16 protein-coding genes are annotated in these 16,543 nt (G+C 72.1%); 4 read left to right on the top strand and 12 right to left on the bottom strand.

The genetic code is table 11. The annotated features are described in order from the left end of the window. Positions 1-57 precede the first annotated feature (57 nt). Both LNW71_RS27830 and LNW71_RS27825 read right to left on the bottom strand, forming a co-directional pair. Positions 58-489 (bottom strand): GNAT family N-acetyltransferase, encoded by a 432-nt coding sequence (locus LNW71_RS27830; protein ID WP_250970719.1) that lies wholly within the window; start codon positions 487-489, stop codon positions 58-60. Beyond that, on the bottom strand, positions 486-1,955 hold the full coding sequence (locus LNW71_RS27825; protein ID WP_250970718.1) for a PLP-dependent aminotransferase family protein: 1,470 nt from the start codon (positions 1,953-1,955) through the stop codon (positions 486-488). Before LNW71_RS27825 ends, LNW71_RS27830 begins: the two co-directional genes overlap by 4 nt. Between LNW71_RS27825 and LNW71_RS27820 the strand changes: the two genes are divergently transcribed. After that, on the top strand, positions 1,954-2,949 hold the full coding sequence (locus LNW71_RS27820) for a DMT family transporter (protein ID WP_250970717.1): 996 nt from the start codon (positions 1,954-1,956) through the stop codon (positions 2,947-2,949). The two genes, LNW71_RS27825 and LNW71_RS27820, sit on opposite strands and share 2 nt — an antisense overlap. Positions 2,950-3,055: 106 nt before the next feature. Continuing rightward, a complete protein-coding gene (locus LNW71_RS27815) occupies positions 3,056-3,265 on the top strand; it encodes a DUF1918 domain-containing protein (protein ID WP_250970716.1) in 210 nt (69 codons plus the stop codon). Between the two features lie 64 nt (positions 3,266-3,329). On the opposite strand, the gene LNW71_RS27810 is transcribed toward LNW71_RS27815, so the two are convergent. Continuing rightward, positions 3,330-4,610, bottom strand: coding sequence for a family 10 glycosylhydrolase (locus tag LNW71_RS27810; RefSeq protein ID WP_250970715.1), 1,281 nt, complete (start codon positions 4,608-4,610; stop codon positions 3,330-3,332). Between the two features lie 189 nt (positions 4,611-4,799). On the opposite strand from LNW71_RS27810, the gene LNW71_RS27805 reads away from it, so the two are divergent. Then, positions 4,800-5,660, top strand: coding sequence for a 3-hydroxybutyryl-CoA dehydrogenase (locus LNW71_RS27805; protein ID WP_250970714.1), 861 nt, complete (start codon positions 4,800-4,802; stop codon positions 5,658-5,660). Positions 5,661-5,790: 130 nt separating this feature from the next. Here LNW71_RS27805 and LNW71_RS27800 read toward each other — a convergent pair whose 3' ends face one another. The 9 genes from LNW71_RS27800 to infC form a co-directional block, all read right to left on the bottom strand. Beyond that, complete coding sequence (locus LNW71_RS27800; protein WP_250970713.1) at positions 5,791-6,321, bottom strand: NUDIX hydrolase; 531 nt, start codon at positions 6,319-6,321, stop codon at positions 5,791-5,793. A gap of 51 nt (positions 6,322-6,372) precedes the next feature. Beyond that, positions 6,373-7,713 carry a transcriptional regulator gene (locus LNW71_RS27795; protein ID WP_250970712.1) on the bottom strand — a complete coding sequence of 447 codons (1,341 nt, stop codon included), beginning with the start codon at positions 7,711-7,713 and terminating at the stop codon, positions 6,373-6,375. Positions 7,714-8,138: 425 nt separating this feature from the next. Further along, positions 8,139-10,649 (bottom strand): phenylalanine--tRNA ligase subunit beta, encoded by a 2,511-nt coding sequence (gene pheT, locus LNW71_RS27790; RefSeq protein WP_250970711.1) that lies wholly within the window; start codon positions 10,647-10,649, stop codon positions 8,139-8,141. After that, positions 10,649-11,776 carry a phenylalanine--tRNA ligase subunit alpha gene (gene pheS / locus LNW71_RS27785; RefSeq protein ID WP_250970710.1) on the bottom strand — a complete coding sequence of 376 codons (1,128 nt, stop codon included), beginning with the start codon at positions 11,774-11,776 and terminating at the stop codon, positions 10,649-10,651. Before pheS ends, pheT begins: the two co-directional genes overlap by 1 nt. 147 nt (positions 11,777-11,923) lie before the next feature. Then, complete coding sequence (locus LNW71_RS27780; RefSeq protein WP_250970709.1) at positions 11,924-13,078, bottom strand: ATP-binding protein; 1,155 nt, start codon at positions 13,076-13,078, stop codon at positions 11,924-11,926. A 121-nt stretch (positions 13,079-13,199) separates the two neighbouring features. Further along, positions 13,200-14,042 (bottom strand): RNA methyltransferase, encoded by an 843-nt coding sequence (locus tag LNW71_RS27775; protein ID WP_250970708.1) that lies wholly within the window; start codon positions 14,040-14,042, stop codon positions 13,200-13,202. 139 nt (positions 14,043-14,181) lie between these two features. Then, complete coding sequence (rplT, locus tag LNW71_RS27770) at positions 14,182-14,565, bottom strand: 50S ribosomal protein L20 (protein WP_024494113.1); 384 nt, start codon at positions 14,563-14,565, stop codon at positions 14,182-14,184. A gap of 107 nt (positions 14,566-14,672) precedes the next feature. Then, positions 14,673-14,867 (bottom strand): 50S ribosomal protein L35, encoded by a 195-nt coding sequence (gene rpmI / locus LNW71_RS27765; RefSeq protein ID WP_003970213.1) that lies wholly within the window; start codon positions 14,865-14,867, stop codon positions 14,673-14,675. A gap of 121 nt (positions 14,868-14,988) precedes the next feature. After that, positions 14,989-15,705, bottom strand: a complete 717-nt coding sequence (infC, locus tag LNW71_RS27760; protein WP_250970707.1) for a translation initiation factor IF-3 — start codon at positions 15,703-15,705, stop codon at positions 14,989-14,991. A 341-nt stretch (positions 15,706-16,046) separates the two neighbouring features. Here infC and LNW71_RS27755 point away from each other — a divergent pair, with 341 nt between their 5' ends. After that, complete coding sequence (locus LNW71_RS27755) at positions 16,047-16,409, top strand: DUF1844 domain-containing protein (RefSeq protein WP_250970706.1); 363 nt, start codon at positions 16,047-16,049, stop codon at positions 16,407-16,409. Positions 16,410-16,543: the final 134 nt, after the last annotated feature.

Below are 16,543 nucleotides of genomic sequence, written 5' to 3'. Positions count from 1 at the left end.
GTGAGCGTGGAGCCGTTCGCCTGGCAGGTCAAGAGGGCGGCCGCAAGCGCTTCCGGCTCAGCCCAGGTTGAGGGACATCCATTTGCCGGGGCTGTCCAGCGGCTTGAAACCGACCTTCTCGTAGACCCCGTGGGCGTCCTCCGTCGCGAGCACGAGCCGGCGGACGCCCAGGGACGCGAGGTGGTCGCGCGCCGCGGCGACGATCCCCGCGCCGAGACCGTGGCCGCGGGCAGCGCGGTCGACGTACACATCGCAGAGCCAGCCGAAGGTGGCGTGGTCGGTCACCACACGGGCGTAGGCGACCTGTTCGCCCGAAGCGAGGTCGTAGGTACCGAAGTTGAGCGAGCCCGCGATGGCCAGATCCTGGCGCTCCAGGGTGCGGCCCAGCGCCCAGTAGGCGTCCGTGGAGAGCCAGTTGTGGATCCTGACCGCGTCCAGCCGGGACGGGTCGCAGGAGATCTCGTAACGCTGCTGGGGAGTTTCGGTCATGCCGGGAGACTATCGACCGGGCCGCCGAGGACGTCCGCCCAGGCCGTACGCAGCCGCCGCACGCCCTCGGCGATCTCGGCCGGCCCGGCGACGGCTGCGTAGCTCAACCGGACGTGGGACGACGGGGGTTCGGCACAGAAGTAGGGCCGGCCCGGCGCGATGGCGACGCCTGCGCGCAGAGCCGCGGAAACCATGGCGGACTCGTCCGTACCGGCTTCGGTGTCGGGCAGGCCGGCCCAGAGGCTGCCGCCGCCCGCCGGGATGTGCGGGAGCGCGAGAGCGGGCAGCTCCCGGCGCAGCGCCCCGGTCATCGCGGTGCGGCGGGACCCCAACTCGGCTGACAGCGAGCGCAGATGACGGCTCCAGGCCGGGCTGCCGACGAGTTCGAGCGCGGCCTCTTGGAGCGGCCGGGGTACGAAGAAGCTGTCGACGACCTGGATGGCACGCAGCCGTTCGAGTACCGGTCCACGGGCGGCGAGGGCGCCCACCCTGAGGCTGGGCGAGGTCGCCTTGGTGAGCGAACAGACATGCACGACCACTCCGTCGGGGTCCTCGGCAGCCAGTGGCCGCGGCAGCGGCCCGGCGTCGTCGTGGACGAGCCGGCGGGCGAAGTCGTCCTCGACGACGAACGCCCCGGCCTCCCGGGCGATCCGGACGACCTCCGGGCGCCGGTCCGCGGCGAGGACCGCCCCGGTCGGATTCTGGAACAGCGGCTGGCACACGAAGACCCGGGCGCCGGTGGCCCGGAAGGCCGCGGCGAGCAGCTCCGGCCGCACTCCGTCGGTGTCCACCGGGACCGGCACGGGCCGCAGCCCGGCGGCCCGCGCGACCGCGAGCATGCCCGGGTAGGTCGGCGACTCGACGAGCACCGGAGCGCCGGGCTGGGCGAGCGCCCGCAGCGCGGTGGCGAGGGCGCTCTGTCCGCCGGCGGTGATCAGCACGTCGGCGGCGGTGAGCGCGGGCCCGATCTCGCGGGCGAACCACGCCCGCAGTTCGGTCAGTCCCTCGGTCGGCGGGCGGCCCCAGGCGCCGGGGCGGCGCCCGGCCCTGGCCAGCGCCGCGGCGAGGGCACGCTCGGGCTGGAGCGAGCTGTGGAGGTAGCCGCCGTTGAACTCGACGACGCCCGTGGCCGGGGCGGCCAGGGTGGCCAGCACCCCTGACGCGTCGACCGTGCGGGGCATCACCTCGGGGCCGCCGTCACCGCTGAGCGACACCTCCTGCCAGGAGGTGTCGCCGGGCGGCACCGCGCCGGTACGGGGCTGCGCCCGGAAAGCGCCGGAGCCGGGCCGGGTGACGACGAGCCCTTCTGCGGCGAGCTGCGCGATGGCCCGCGAGACGGTCACGGGGCTGGCCCGGAAGCGTTCGACGAGGACACGACTGGACGGCAGCTTCTCACCGGGTGAGTAGCGGTTCAGATCGTCTCGGAGGCATTTCGCCAGCTCGGCCACGCTGCTACGCTCATGCATGACAGCAGAGGATAGCGCTACCCACGGCAGCACGATAGCGGTTGACCCGGCTGCGGACGGCCAGCACCGCACCGGCTCCCCTGAGCCGGCCGCGGCACCCGGCGGCCCCGGGGCCCGTCCGACGGGACGCAGCGGGACACTGCTCGCCGGACTCGGAGTCGTCGCCTTCTCGCTGACCTTCCCCTCCACCGCGTGGGGCCTGGAGAGCTTCGGCCCCTGGTCCCTGGTGGCGCTGCGCAGCCTGCTGGCGGCCGTGATCGCGGGCAGCGTGCTCCTCGCGGCCCGGGTGCGGGTGCCCGAGCGCCGGCACTGGGCGGGGCTGGCAGTCGTGGCGGGCGGTGTGGTGGTGGGATTTCCGCTGCTGACCACGCTCGCCCTGCAGACCTCGACGACCTCGCACGCGGCCGTGGTGGTGGGACTGCTGCCGCTCACCACGGCGGTGTTCGCCTCCGTACGCACCGGGTCGCGCCCGCCCCGCGCGTTCTGGATCGCGGCGCTCACCGGGGCGGGCGTGGTGATCGCCTTCACCGTGCTGCAGAGCGGCGGGGCGCTCTCCACCGGGGACATCTACCTGTTCGGCGCCCTGCTGGTGTGCGCGGCGGGGTACACCGAGGGCGGCAGGCTGGCGAGGGTCATGCCGGGCTGGCAGGTGATCGGCTGGGCCCTGATCCTCACCATGCCGCTCGCGGTGGCGGGCGCCGCGGTCGCGTTGCCGTACGAGCCGGTGCGGCTGACCGCGCACGGTGCGATCGGTCTGGTCTGGGTGGCGGCGGTCTCCACCTTCTTCGGCCTGTACGTCTGGTACCGCGGCATGGCCGAGATCGGGGTGGCGCGGGCCAGCCAGCTCCAGCTCGCGCAGCCGCTGCTGACCCTGGTCTGGTCGTTCCTGCTGCTCGGCGAGGAGGTCTCGCCTGCCGCGCCGGTGGCGGCGGTCGCGGTTCTCTTCTGCATCGCGGCCACCCAGCGTGCGGGCGGTGCCCGGCGGCGCCGGTGACGGCTGCCGGACACACCGGCGGGAAGCTCCCCTCCCACCGGGCGAAGCCGTCCGGCGGTCATAGACTTGTCGACATGGACCGCCACCCGTGAGGAGGTCACTCCCGATGGAGGCACACACGGGCGACCGGCTGGTGACGCACGGCAGGACCGTGGGGCAGCACGACCGGGTCGCAGAGATCGTCGAGGTGCTCGGGGACGGGGGCACTCCGCCGTACCGCGTCCGCTTCGACGACGGGCACGAACATCTCCTGGCCCCCGGCCCGGACAGCGTCGTGGAGCACGACCCTGCCCGGGACCGGGGCGCGGGGGCCTGAGGCCCCCCGCTCGGATCACGTCGGGCTCGCCCGCCCCGGTGGCGCACGGCGCACGGCAGGCCGGTCAGCGGGGCGGGCGCACCCGCGTCCGGTAGTGGTCGGCCACCACCTGTGACATGGCGCCGATCCGGTCCGCGACCACGCCCTTGCCGGAGAAGTAGACGTGGCCGCGGACCTGGTCGTACCCGGCGGCGAAGTCGATGTGGCGGGAGAGTTCGGCCGGGTCCTGCCAGGCCGCGCCCTGGGCGGGGTCGCCGGCCTTGTAAAGCGCCTCGCCGACGAAGAGATCGACGCCCGTCCCCCGCACCACGTCGTTCCACCAGGGCACCAGCTTGGCGTAGTCGGCGGCGGCGAACCCGATGTTCCAGTAGATCTGCGGGCAGATGTAGTCGATCCAGCCCTTCTTGATCCAGCCGCGGGTGTCGGCGTACAGATCGTCGTAGGTCTGCACACCCGACGCGGTCGGCGAACCGAGCGGGTCGGTCGAGGCATTGCGCCACACGCCGAACGGGCTGATGCCGAAACGGACATCCGGCTTGACCGCCTTGATCCGCTCACCCATCTCGCGTACCAGTTTGTCCGTGTTGGCCCGCCGCCAGGCGGCCTTGTCGGGGAAGCCCGCACCGTACTTCGCGTACGCGGGGCCGTCCGCGAAGGCCTGTCCGGCCACCGGGTACGGATAGAAGTAGTCGTCCCAGTGGACGGCGTCGATGTCGTAGCGGCGGACCGCGTCGAGCATCGCGTCCTGCACGAAGCCGCGGACCTCGGGCAGACCGGGGTTGTAGTAGAGCTTCCCGCCGTAGGGCAGCACCCAGTCGGGGTGCACCCTGGCGGGGTGGCTCGCCGCCAGCCGGGAGGGGTCGGTGTGGTTGGCCACCCGGTACGGGTTGAACCAGGCGTGCAGTTCCAGACCGCGGCTGTGCGCCTCCTTCACGGCCGTGCCCAGCGGGTCCCAGCCGGGGTCCTTGCCCTGGACGCCGGTGAGGCACTGGGCCCACGGCTCGTACGGCGAGGGCCACAGCGCGTCGGCGGACGGGCGGACCTGGAGGACCACCGCGTTCAGCTTCCGGTCGACGGCCTCGTCGAGGTACGCGATCAGCTGGGCCTGCTGCGCGGAGGCGGACAGACCGGGTTTCGAGGGCCAGTCGACGTTGGCGACGGTCGCCACCCACATGCCCCGGAGCTCGAGCCGTTGCACGTCACGGGATCCGCCGCCCGCACCGACCGCATGCCCCCGTGCCGCCCCGGCCGCCGACGCGGCACCGGCCGACGCGAGCGGGGCCACCACCGCCGCAACCGTCCCGGCCGCCCCCACCACAAAGTCCCTTCGGGCGATTTGTCGCATTTCTTTGCACCTGCCGTCTCTCTGCACTCGTCCACAACCCCCGCAATCCGGGCGTAAAGCCGAGCATGCCCGCCCCGGCCCCCGATCCCTGGTAAGGCGCGGAGTAACGTCGTGGGGTCCTGGTGGAGCCCGGAATCAGACGGAAGCCGCCGAACGGAGAACAGCGAAAGGCACGAGGTGACGGACTCTATGGCCGACATTGCACGCGTCGGAGTGGTGGGCTGTGGCCAGATGGGCGCAGGCATCGCGGAGGTGTGCGCCCGCAGCGGCCTCGACGTCAAGGTGGCCGAGACCACCGGCGAGGCGCTGGAGATCGGCCGCACCCGGCTCTACAACTCCCTCTCGAAGGCCGCTGAGCGCGGCAAGATCACCGAGGAGGAGCGCGACGAGACCCTCGGCCGCCTCAGCTTCACCACGGACCTCGGTGAGTTCGCCGACCGCGACCTCGTCATCGAGGCCGTCGTGGAGAACGAGCAGGTCAAGACCGAGATCTTCCAGGTGCTCGACCAGGTGGTGACCCGCCAGGACGCGATCCTCGCCTCCAACACCTCCTCGATCCCGCTGGTGAAGCTGGCCGTCGCGACCTCGCGCCCCGACCAGGTCATCGGCATCCACTTCTTCAACCCGGCACCGGTGCAGAAGCTCGTCGAGCTGATCCCCGCGCTGACCACGTCGGACGAGACGGTCAAGCGGGCCGAGGCCGTGGTGCAGGACATACTCGGCAAGCACCCGATCCGCGCCCAGGACCGGTCCGGCTTCGTCGTCAACGCGCTGCTGATCCCGTACCTGCTCTCCGCGATCCGGATGTTCGAGTCGGGCATCGCCAGCCGCGAGGACATCGACAACGGCATGGAGATGGGCTGCGCGCACCCGATGGGCCCGCTCAAGCTCGCCGATCTGATCGGCCTGGACACCGTGGCCTCGGTCGCGGACTCGATGTACGCCGAGTACAAGGAGCCGCTGTACGCCGCTCCCCCGCTGCTCCAGCGGATGGTCGACGCGGGCCGGCTCGGCCGCAAGACGGGTTCGGGGTTCTACCCGTACGCCTGACACCTGCTCACCACGTGCCCGTGAGGGGCCGGCCGGAATCCTCCGGCCGGCCCCTCGGCCGTTTCCGCGTCCGCACGTGGCGCCCGGCTGGACGCGCGCACGGCCTGGGACGTGAGCCGGCCCGGTCGCCTCAGCCCAGCCGTAAGTGATGGAGCATCATGAGCCCGGCGGCCATGCCCGCGGCCGGCACCTCACCGCGCGCGATCATGTCGGGAACCAGCTTGAGCGGTATCCACTCCCGGCGCGAGGACTCGAAGGCGTCGCAGGGGTGACCGGTCCAGTCGGCCTGTTCGCCCCAGTAGAAGTGGTGCCGCGCGTCGGTGAGCCCGTTCGACGGTTCCACGGTCAGCAACGGGCGCAGCGGTCCGGGGCGCCAGCCGGTCTCCTCCTCCATTTCCCGGGCGGCCGCGTCGGCCGGGCTCTCGCCGTCCTCGACCACGCCCGCGGCGATCTCCCAGCCCCAGCTGTCGGTGATGAAGCGGTGCCGCCAGAGCAGCAGGACCTCGTTCGCCTCGTTGACGACGGTGGCCGCCGCGACGGGGCGCAGCCGGATGACGTAGTGGTCGAGGTGGTCACCGTCGGGCAGTACGACATCTGCCAGATTGACCCGGAACCAGCGATTCTCGTACACAGTCTGTTCGTTCAGGTTCGTCCACTGCACAGTTCTGCCACCTTCTGACTAGTAGGTGGCCATATCGCAGCAGACCGGGGCTCACAGCGGTACGCGCAGCGCCCCGTCGACGATTTCGGCGGCCTGTTCCGCGTCGGTGCTGCCGCTGGCGACCAGGTGCTCGCGCACCGACCGCAGCCGGTCGCGCAGCCGCTGCGACTCCATGCCCCTGGCCCGTTCCGCCATCTCGACGGCCGTGACCGCCGCCCGGTCGGCCTCGCCCCGCCGCAGCTCGATCGTGGTGAGCATGGCCAGCCGGTGGACCCGGCCCCGGTCGTGCGCGGGGGTCCGCACCGCTGCCGCGGCGTGCTCCCGGGCCGCCGTCAGGTCCCCGAGGCCGAGCAGTGCCTCGGCCACCTGGACGTTGACCAGACCCGGCTGGACGTACCCCGTCTCGTCCGGTTCCTGGCCGGGCCGGATGCGCCCGGCCTCGGACTCGGCGCGCCGGATGCACTCCAGGGCGCCGGCCCCGTCGCCGAGGTGGGCGTACGCCTTGGCCTGCATCGCGTGCAGATCGGCGGCCAGCGCGGGGGTGATGTCGCGTCCGGCGGCCCGCAGCGCCGCCTCGGCGAAGGCCACGGCCTGCCGGTAGTCGGCCAGGAACAGCGACTGGTTGACCAGCAGCGCGATCACGTAGCCGCCGAGCCCCCGGTCCCCGCTCGCCTTCGCCAGGCGCAGTGCCTGGTGGAAGTAGCGCTGGGCGAGCCCGTGCGCATCGGAGTCGTAGGCGCAGATGCCCGCGACGGCCACCAGGCCGCCCGTCGCGCGGTGCAGTTGGCGCCCCATCGCGTCGCTGTAGCCGCCGCGCAGCAGCGGGGCGGTCTCGGCGTTGAGGAAACCGACGATGCGCGAACGCGTCGCGATGCCGCCCGCCTTGCGGTACATCAGTTCGTAGTGGGCGCGGGCGGCGCGCAGCGTCGCTATGTCGGCCATGCTGACGCGGGTCGGGCCGGCCCGGGACACATCGGCGTCCTCCGGCGGGTTCTCCCACTCCCAGACGGGCATCACCGCGGTGGTTCCGGTGACCGCCGGGGCGGCGACGACGTGCGGGCGCTGCTGCTCGTCGGAGCGCCACAACGCCGTGGCCCGCTCGACGAATCCGGTGAGCGAGGAGCCCTGCGCGGGCACGTGGCCGCCGAGGGCCGCCATGCCGATGTCGCCGAGCGAGACGGCCCGGCGCAGGCGGTTGCCCAGCACTTCGCAGATCAGGTCGGGCACCTGGCCGCGCGGCCGCTGCCCCTTCAGCCAGCGGGCGACGGCGGTGTGTTCGTACCGCAGGCCGAGCCCCCTGGCGCGGCCGGCCTGGTTGATGTGCGCGGCGAGCCCGGCCCGGGAGACGCCCGCCTCGTCGATCAGAGCCTCTAGCAAGGTGTTGGGCTCCATTGCCCCCATTGCCCCTCCGGTGGGTCGGCACGCCGAGACGTGTCGCCCCAGTGGAGCACGATTCACACGGGGTGTGAACGGAATGCCCGAACCGTCCCGCTGCGCACTCTGTTGCGCCGGTCCGCGAGTCGCTTGACTGAGTCCCTCGCAAGAGGCGGCCGGGTCGTCTGCTCCCCCTCGTACAGTACGACGACCCGCACCCGCGCCGTCCGCTCTGCCGACCTGCCCGACACTCCGCGGCAGGGCGGACGGCGCCGGATCGCACGACCCACTGCCCACGGATCGGAGGGTGGCTGCGGGGTCGGCCGGCAACCGGGTCTCCCGGGCACGGCCCGTACCCGCGTGCGGTCCTGAGCCCCTGGGCGAGCACAAAGGAGGGGCGTATCCGGTGGCCGGATACGCCCCTCCTCGCTGTGCGTGGGCCGTTACGCGCCGCGCAGCACCGCGCCGGTGCGCTCGGCGGCCAGCGCCACCGCGGCGTCCCGGGCGGCGGTCGCCTCGTCGACGGTCAGCGTCCGGTCCGCGGCACGGAACCGCAGCGCGTACGCCAGGGACTTGCGGCCCCCGCCGATCTGCTCACCGGTGAAGACGTCGAACAGCCGCAGTGACTCCAGGAGTTCACCCGCGCCGGCCCGGAGCGCCTGCTCCACGTCGGCGGCGGGCACGTCCTGGCCGACGACCAGCGCGACGTCCTGGGTCGCCACCGGGAAGGTGGAGATCCGCGGCGCCTGCAGGGCACCGTCGACGGCCTGTTCCAGCACGTCGAGGTCGACCTCCATGGCGCAGGTGCGCTCGGGCAGGTGGAGCTCCTTGGTGACGCGCGGGTGCAGCTCTCCGGCGTGCCCGAAGAGCGTCTCGGCGCCGTCGACTGTGACGTACAGCGCCGCGCAGCGGCCCGGGTGCCACGGCGCGTGCTGGTCGGCGCGGACGACGAGTGCGACACCGGCCTCGGCCGCGATGGTACGGGCGGCCTCGACGGAGTCCGCCCAGTCGGCCGGACGGCCCTTGCCCCACCAGCCGGCCTGCTCGCGGGCGCCCGCGAGGACGACGGCGGCGTGGCGCGGCTGACGCGGCAGCGCGGCGTCGAGTCCGGCGATCTCCTCGTCGGAGGGGCGCCGGTCGACGGGCAGCCGGACGGGCTTGGTCTCCTGGCCGGTCGGCCTGAAGACCAGACCGGTCTCGAAGAGCGCGAGGTCGTGGCTGCCGCGGCCGTCGTTGCGCCGCAGTGCGCCGAGCAGGCCCGGCAGCAGCGTGGTGCGCAGCGACGGCTCCTCCTCGGAGAGCGGGTTGACGAGCCGGACCGTACGACGGCGGGCGTCGTCCGCGTCCAGACCCAGCTGGTCCAGGACCGCCTCACCCGTGAACGGGTAGTTCAGCGCCTCGACGTAGCCGGCGCCCGCCAGTGCCCGGCCGACCCGGCGGTGCAGCCGCTGGCGGTCGGTGAGCCCGCGGCCGGACGGCGGCGTCGGGAGGGTGGACGGGAGGTTCTCGTAACCCTCCAGCCGGATGACCTCCTCGGCCAGGTCGTTCGGCTCGTTGAGGTCGGGCCGCCAGGACGGCGCCGTGACGAGCAGCTCGTCCTGTCCGTAGACGTCGCAGCCGACCTCCTGGAGGCGGCGTACGACGGTCTCGCGACCGTAGGCGACACCGGCCACCCTGTCGGGGTGGTCGGCCGGCATCGTGATGGTGCGCGGCCCGGAGGGGGCGGTGACCTCGGTGACACCGGCCTCGGCGGTGCCGCCGGCGAGGAGCACCAGCAGGTCGACGGTGCGCTGCGCGGCAGCGGCCGCGGCCTGCGGGTCGACGCCGCGCTCGAAGCGCTTGGACCCCTCGGACGCCAGCTTGTGGCGGCGCGCGGTGCGGGCGATCGAGATCGCGTCGAAGTGCGCGGCCTCGATGACGACCTCGGTGGTGTGCGTGCCCTCGGCGGCGTCCGCGATCTCCGTGTTGGCCCCGCCCATGACGCCCGCCAGGCCGATCGGCCCGCGGTTGTCGGTGATGACGAGGTCGGCGGCGTCCAGCACCCGGACGATGCCGTCGAGCGTGGTGAGCTTCTCGCCCTGCTCGGCGCGGCGTACCCCGATCGGCCCGTCGATCCGGGTCCGGTCGTAGGCGTGCAGCGGCTGGCCCAGTTCGAGCATCACGTAGTTGGTGACGTCGACCGCGAGCGAGATCGGGCGCATCCCGGCCTTCTGCAGCCGGCGCTGCAGCCAGATCGGGGAGCGGGTCTCGGGCTGCAGGCCCACCACGGTGCGCGCGGTGAAGCGGGAGCAGCCGGCCGGGTCGGTGACCTCGACCGGGTATCCGTACGCGTTCGGCGCGGGCACGTCCAGGAGCGCCGGGTCGCGCAGCGGCAGGCCGTAGGCGATGGCGGTCTCGCGGGCGACGCCGCGCATCGAGAGGCAGTAGCCGCGGTCGGGCGTGACCGCGATGTCGAGGACCTCGTCGACGAGCTGGAGCAGCTCGATCGCGTCGGTGCCGACCTCGTGCTCCGGCGGCAGCACGATGATGCCGTGGGTGCCGTCGTCGCCCATGCCGAGCTCGTCGGTGGAGCAGATCATGCCGTGCGAGGTCTTGCCGTACGTCTTGCGCGCGGCGATCGCGAAGTCGCCGGGCAGCACGGCGCCGGGCAGCACCACGACGACCTTGTCGCCGACGGCGAAGTTACGGGCTCCGCAGACGATCTCCTGCGGCTCACCGGTGCCGTTGGCCGAGCCGACGTCCACCGTGCAGAACCGGATGGGCTTCTTGAAGCCCTCCAGCTCCTCGATGGTGAGCACCTTTCCGACGACCAGCGGGCCCTTGAGGCCGGCGCCGATCTGCTCGACCGTCTCGACCTCGAGGCCGACGGCGACGAGCTTGGCCTGTACGTCACGGCCGGTCTCGGTGGGCGGCAGGTCGACGTACTCCCGCAGCCAGGAAAGCGGGACGCGCATCAGATCTCCATCCCGAAGGGCCGGGTGAACCGGACGTCACCCTCGACCATGTCTCGCATGTCTTCTACGTTGTGGCGGAACATCAGCATCCGCTCGATGCCGAACCCGAAGGCGAATCCGCTGTACTTCTGGGGGTCGACGCCGCAGGCGATGAGCACCTTGGGGTTGACCATGCCGCAGCCGCCGAGCTCGATCCAGCCCTCGCTGCCGCAGGTGCGGCAGGGGCGGTCCGGGTTGCCGACGGACTCGCCGCGGCAGACGTAGCAGACCATGTCCATCTCGGCGGACGGCTCGGTGAACGGGAAGAAGTTCGGCCGCAGCCGGGTCTTCATGTCCGGGCCGAAGAGCGCCTGGACCATGTGGTCGAGGGTGCCCTTCAGGTCGGCCATGGTGAGGCCCTCGTCGACGGCGAGCAGCTCGATCTGGTGGAAGACCGGGGTGTGCGTGGCGTCGAGCTCGTCGGTGCGGTAGACCCGGCCGGGGCAGACCACGTAGACGGGGGGCTCGCGGTCGAGCAGCGTGCGGGCCTGGACCGGCGAGGTGTGGGTGCGCAGCACGACACCGGACTCGTCGGTCCTGGCGCCGTCGGCGCCCTGGACGAAGAAGGTGTCCTGCATCTGGCGCGCCGGGTGGTCGGGCACGAAGTTCAGGGCGTCGAAGTTGAACCACTCGGCCTCGGCCTCGGGGCCCTCGGCGACCTCGTAGCCCATGGCCACGAAGACGTCGGCGACGCGCTCCATGATCGTCGTCAGCGGGTGACGTGCGCCGGCCGGGGTGCGGTCGTACGGCAGCGTGACGTCCACCGCCTCCTCGACCAGGACCCGGGCGTCGCGCTCGTTCTCCAGCTCCGCCTGGCGGGCGGCCAGCGCCTTGCCCACGGCGGCGCGGGTCTGGCCCACGCGCTTGCCCGCCTCGGCCTTGGCCTGCGGCGGCAGCGCGCCGATCTCGCGGTTGGCGAGTGACAGGGGCGAGGTACCTCCCGTGTGCGCGGTCTTCGCCTGGGCGAGCGCGTCGAGGTCGCCCGCGGCGGCGAAGGCGGCGAACGCCTCGTCCCGCATGCGCTCGATCTCTTCCGGTTTCAGTGCCTCGACCTCGACTGGGTCGTACGACTTGTTCGGTGCCGACATCTCTTCCCGTACTTCCGATTGGCTGGTACTGCGCTTACCGGGGGATACCCCCGGGCCTCCGTGGGCCCCGCTCGACGCCTGGAGGACACAAAGGTGCCAATGGTCGAGTCTAAGGGTCACAGGACGGGTGGGGCGCCCGTGGGCGGCTCAGGCCAGGTAGGCCGGCGCGCTCACGGGCAGAATAAATCGGAACTCGGCACCGCCGCCGGGGCCGCGGCCGACCGTGATCGTGCCGCCGTGCGCCTCGACGATGCCCTTGACGATGTAGAGGCCCAGGCCCGTGCCGCCGCGCTTGCTCCCCCGCCAGAAGCGGGTGAAGACACGGCCCATCGACTCCTCGGGAATGCCGGGACCTTCGTCGCTCACGGTGACGGCCGTTCCCTTCTCGTCGCTCTTCGCCGGTGCGGGTGCCACCTCGATGGTGACGGTTCCTTCGCCGTGGCGCACCGCGTTTTCCAGGAGGTTGCCGAGCACCTGGTCGACCTTGTCCGGGTCGGCCCACACGGCGGGCAGCGGCTGGCAGGTCCGGACGAGGAAACGGTCCGGCTCCTGGCCGTTGGCGGTGAGTGCCTGGATGTGGCGCTCCACCGCCGCCGAGAGGTCGACGGGCTGGCGGCGGAGCTCCAGGCGTCCCGAGTCGATCCGGGAGATGTCGAGCAGCTCCGTGATGAGCCGGGTGACGCGGTTGGCGTCGGCGTAGACCGTCTCCAGCATCAGCCGCTTCTGGTCGTCCGTGAACCGCTCCCACTTGGCCAGCAGTGTCGCCGTGAAGCCCTTGACGGAGGTCAGCGGCGAGCGCAGCTCATGGGCGACGGTGGCGATCAGCTCGGCGTGGCTGCGCTCGGTACGGCGGCGGGCCTCGGTGCCGCGCAGGCTGATCACCAGCCGGCGGACGGGACCGGTGGGGCTCTCGCGTACGTAGCGGGCGGAGACGAGGACCTCACGGCCGCCGGGCAGCAGCAGATTGCGTTCGGGCTGGCCGACCCGGGTGGCGAGGCCGCCGTAGGGATCGGTCAGCTCCCACCAGCGGCGGCCCTTGAGGTCCTCCAGCGGCAGCGCCTGCTCCAGCGGGCGGCCGAGGGCTGCGGCCCTGGGCACGGCGGTGATCCGTGCGGCGGCGGAGTTGAAGCAGATGACCCGGCCGGTCTCGTCCGCGACGACGAGCCCGTCGGGGAGGTCCTCGGGATCCAGCGCCTGGCCGCCCTGGCCGGGCCCGATGCCCGGCACGGACACGTCCGGGTCCGTGGCGGCGCGCACGACGGCCGCGTGTGTCGCCTGCGGTCCGCTCATGCCGACAGCCATTCCCGTACCCCACCTCTCGAACCGGTGCAGTGGGCCCCCGAGTTCGTCACCCTACTAGTCGTCGGTGACGGTGCGACACCCTGCGGGGTCCGGCCCGCCGGGGCGCGGCGGGCCGGGCGGGTCAGCCGGCGTCGCGGCGCGGGCGCTGGGCGCGCGCGGAGGCGTACAGGCAGACGGCAGCGGCGGTGGCCAGGTTGAGGCTCTCCGCCTTGCCGTGGATCGGCACCCGCACGACGGCGTCGGCCAGGGCCCGGGTCTCCTCCGGCAGGCCCCAGGCCTCGTTGCCGAAGACCCAGGCGGTGGGGCCGCCCATGGTGCCGGCGTCGAGTTCGTCGTCGAGGTCGTCCTCGCCCGCACCGTCCGCCGCGAGGATCCGTACACCCGCGTCCCGCAGCCCCTGCACGGCCTGCTCGACCGGCACGCCGACGGCGACCGGCAGGTGGAAGAGCGAACCGACGGACGCACGTACGGACTTGGGGTTGTAGAGGTCCACCGAGGCGTCGGTGAGGACGACCGCGTCGGCGCCCGCGGCGTCGGCGCAGCGCAGCACCGTACCGGCGTTCCCGGGGTCGCGGACGTTCGCCAGGACGGCGACCAGCTTCGGCCGCGCGGCGAGGATCGACTCGAACGGCGAGTCGAGGAAGCGGCAGACGCCGATCAGTCCCTGCGGGGTGACGGTCTGCGACACATCGGCGAGCACCTCGCCGTCGGCGAGGTGTACCCGGGCGCCCGCGTCCAGGGCGGCGTCGATGATGGACTCGTAGCGCTCGGCGGCCTCGACGGTGGCGAACAGCTCGATGAGGGTCGCTTCGCCGTCGCTGCCGCGGTGGCCCGCGGCCTCGCGCACGGCCTGCGGTCCCTCGGCGATGAACCTGCGCTCCTTGCCGCGGAAGTTGCGCCTGGCCAGCCGCCGGGCGGCGGCGACCCGTGGCGATCGCGGGGAGATCAGTTCGGGGGTGCCCATGGTCGGCGGCGAGCCTCTCTGCGTACGAAGGTCCGGGTCGTGCCGTGCACCGGACGAGGGCGCACGTCGTGCAACGCACCGGACCCGCAGACGGCGAGCGCCTGCGGGTCCGGCTCAAAACCAGGAAGTGCGGCCTGGATCAGGCAGCCTTCGGGGCGTTGACGTCGCTCGGGAGGGCCTTCTGGGCAACCTCGACGAGGGCGGCGAACGCGTTGGCGTCGTTGACCGCGAGCTCGGCCAGGATCTTGCGGTCCACCTCGATGTTGGCGGCGTTCAGACCCTGGATGAGGCGGTTGTACGTCATGCCGTTCTGGCGGGCAGCGGCGTTGATGCGCTGGATCCACAGCCGACGGAAGTCGCCCTTGCGCTTCTTGCGGTCGTTGTAGTTGTAGACCAGGGAGTGGGTGACCTGCTCCTTGGCCTTGCGGTACAGGCGCGAGCGCTGGCCGCGGTAACCGCTGGCGGCCTCGAGAATTGCCCGGCGCTTCTTGTGGGCGTTGACTGCCCGCTTGACGCGTGCCACTTGTTAACTCCTTGTAGCGGGGCCGTGGTCGTACTCACACGGCCCGGAAACGAATTGGTCCCGGTCGGATCGAGGGCGCGCCCCGGGGTTCACCTGGGGCGACGGCCTCACTTGCCGAGAAGCTTCTTGATCTTCTTGGCGTCGGCCGGAGCCACGACGACCGTGCCGGTCAGCGAGCGGGTCTTCTTGGACGACTTGTGCTCGAGCAGGTGGCGCTTGCCGGCCCTCTCCCGAAGCACCTTGCCGGAGCCGGTGATCTTGAAGCGCTTGCTGGCACCGCTGTGCGTCTTGTTCTTCGGCATAGCGCCGTTCTCTCCTCGTCAGTGGCGCCCCTCTCGGTGCGGGCACCGGACTGCAGGGGCGTCAGATCTTGGTGGGATTCCGGGGGGACCCCGGGGGCGCCTGGATGGCGGCCCCCGACGGTCACGCCTCGGAGGGTGTCTCGGCCGGAGCCTCGGAGGTCGCTTCGGCGGGAGCCTCGGCAACCTCGTCCGCGGTGTCGGCGTCGTCGTCGGGGGTGTAGCCCTGACGCTCCGCCTTGCGGGCGGCCTGGGCCTCGCGGGCCTCGGCCATGGCTTCGGTCTTCTTCTTGTGCGGGCCCAGAACCATGATCATGTTCCGGCCGTCCTGCTTCGGGCTGGACTCGATGAAGCCGAGTTCCTCCACGTCCGAAGCGAGACGCTGAAGCAGTCGGAAGCCCAGTTCCGGGCGGGACTGCTCACGACCACGGAACATGATCGTGATCTTGACCTTGTCGCCCTGCTTGAGGAACCGGACGACGTGACCCTTCTTGGTGTCATAGTCGTGCGGGTCGATCTTCGGCCGGAGCTTCATCTCCTTGATGACCGTGTGCGCCTGGTTCTTGCGCGCCTCACGGGCCTTCATGGCCGACTCGTACTTGAACTTCCCGTAGTCCATGAGCTTGCACACGGGCGGACGGGCGGTAGCCGCCACCTCGACCAGGTCGAGGTCGTACTCCTGTGCAAGTTCCAGGGCCTTGGCAAGCGGGACAATCCCGACCTGCTCGCCGCTGGGACCGACAAGTCGCACCTCGGGTACGCGAATCCGGTCGTTGATGCGGGGCTCGGCGCTGATGGATCCTCCTCGGTAGCACCACGCGGCCGCCTGGCGGACAGCCACGTAACGTCTGTTTCGACAGACCAACCGCACCGAGTCATAAAAAAATGCCCCGGACGGGACACAGGCGGGGCTCCTGAACAACCGGAACACCGCCGCGGTCAACCGCGGGGCGCATCGGACAGCTCCATCGTCCGTACGGAACGATGGGCGCTGCCTGACCGGTGACCCGCCGTCCGGGGGACGGCCAGGTGGGAGATCGGAGCCTCCACTTGCGGGCCGGGCACATAGATGCCCAGCCGGTCGTTACACAAGGTTAGCAGCTCGGCCGGGCGGGCGCTAACCGGCGGCCGCGGCCACTCCCGCAGGCGGGACGGTGCGGGCGTGGGCCTATCGTATGGCGCATGAGTGACGCGACCCCCAGCAGCAGTTCCCCCGGCTTCGACGACATGGCCCGCGACATCGCGGAGGTGCCAGCGGTCGAGGTGATCGTGACGGTCGCGGTCAATCTGATGAGCGCCGCCGCCGTGAAACTCGGGCTGACCGAGGACGGCGACGCGCACAAGGACCTCGACGAGGCGCGCAAGCTGGTGCACGCACTGGCCGGCCTGCTGGACGCGAGCACCACCGAGATCAGCTCCTTCCACGCGGCTCCGCTGCGTGACGGTCTGAAGTCGCTGCAGCTCGCGTTCCGCGAGGCCTCGCTCGTGCCGGACGAGCCGGGCCAGGGCCCGGGCGAGAAGTACACCGGCCCCGTCTTCGGCTGAGCGCCGGCATCCCTTCCCCGCCCCTCTTACCTACGTGAGCCCCCGCCTTGCCGGGCGGGGGCTCACGGCGTGCGGGGCTCCGCGCCGGGTCTGCCGAGGTTCGAGGCGTCGCGCCCGTGGGGTCCGTCGGGCGA

It is taken from the genome of Streptomyces sp. RKAG290 (genome assembly GCF_023701695.1).
Lineage (GTDB): Bacteria > Actinomycetota > Actinomycetes > Streptomycetales > Streptomycetaceae > Streptomyces.
This window is presented reverse-complemented; position numbering and strand designations above follow the sequence as displayed.

What these genes read in the sequence shown, in the direction of transcription:
- LNW71_RS27830 (WP_250970719.1), bottom strand. Translation starts at nt 489, where the DNA reads ATGACCGAAACTCCCCAGCAGCGTTACGAGATCTCCTGCGACCCGTCC.
- LNW71_RS27820 (WP_250970717.1), top strand. Translation starts at nt 1,954, where the DNA reads ATGACAGCAGAGGATAGCGCTACCCACGGCAGCACGATAGCGGTTGAC.
- LNW71_RS27825 (WP_250970718.1), bottom strand. Translation starts at nt 1,955, where the DNA reads ATGCATGAGCGTAGCAGCGTGGCCGAGCTGGCGAAATGCCTCCGAGAC.
- LNW71_RS27815 (WP_250970716.1), top strand. Translation starts at nt 3,056, where the DNA reads ATGGAGGCACACACGGGCGACCGGCTGGTGACGCACGGCAGGACCGTG.
- LNW71_RS27810 (WP_250970715.1), bottom strand. Translation starts at nt 4,610, where the DNA reads ATGCGACAAATCGCCCGAAGGGACTTTGTGGTGGGGGCGGCCGGGACG.
- LNW71_RS27805 (WP_250970714.1), top strand. Translation starts at nt 4,800, where the DNA reads ATGGCCGACATTGCACGCGTCGGAGTGGTGGGCTGTGGCCAGATGGGC.
- LNW71_RS27795 (WP_250970712.1), bottom strand. Translation starts at nt 7,713, where the DNA reads ATGGAGCCCAACACCTTGCTAGAGGCTCTGATCGACGAGGCGGGCGTC.
- pheT (WP_250970711.1), bottom strand. Translation starts at nt 10,649, where the DNA reads ATGCGCGTCCCGCTTTCCTGGCTGCGGGAGTACGTCGACCTGCCGCCC.
- pheS (WP_250970710.1), bottom strand. Translation starts at nt 11,776, where the DNA reads ATGTCGGCACCGAACAAGTCGTACGACCCAGTCGAGGTCGAGGCACTG.
- LNW71_RS27780 (WP_250970709.1), bottom strand. Translation starts at nt 13,078, where the DNA reads ATGGCTGTCGGCATGAGCGGACCGCAGGCGACACACGCGGCCGTCGTG.
- LNW71_RS27775 (WP_250970708.1), bottom strand. Translation starts at nt 14,042, where the DNA reads ATGGGCACCCCCGAACTGATCTCCCCGCGATCGCCACGGGTCGCCGCC.
- rpmI (WP_003970213.1), bottom strand. Translation starts at nt 14,867, where the DNA reads ATGCCGAAGAACAAGACGCACAGCGGTGCCAGCAAGCGCTTCAAGATC.
- LNW71_RS27755 (WP_250970706.1), top strand. Translation starts at nt 16,047, where the DNA reads ATGAGTGACGCGACCCCCAGCAGCAGTTCCCCCGGCTTCGACGACATG.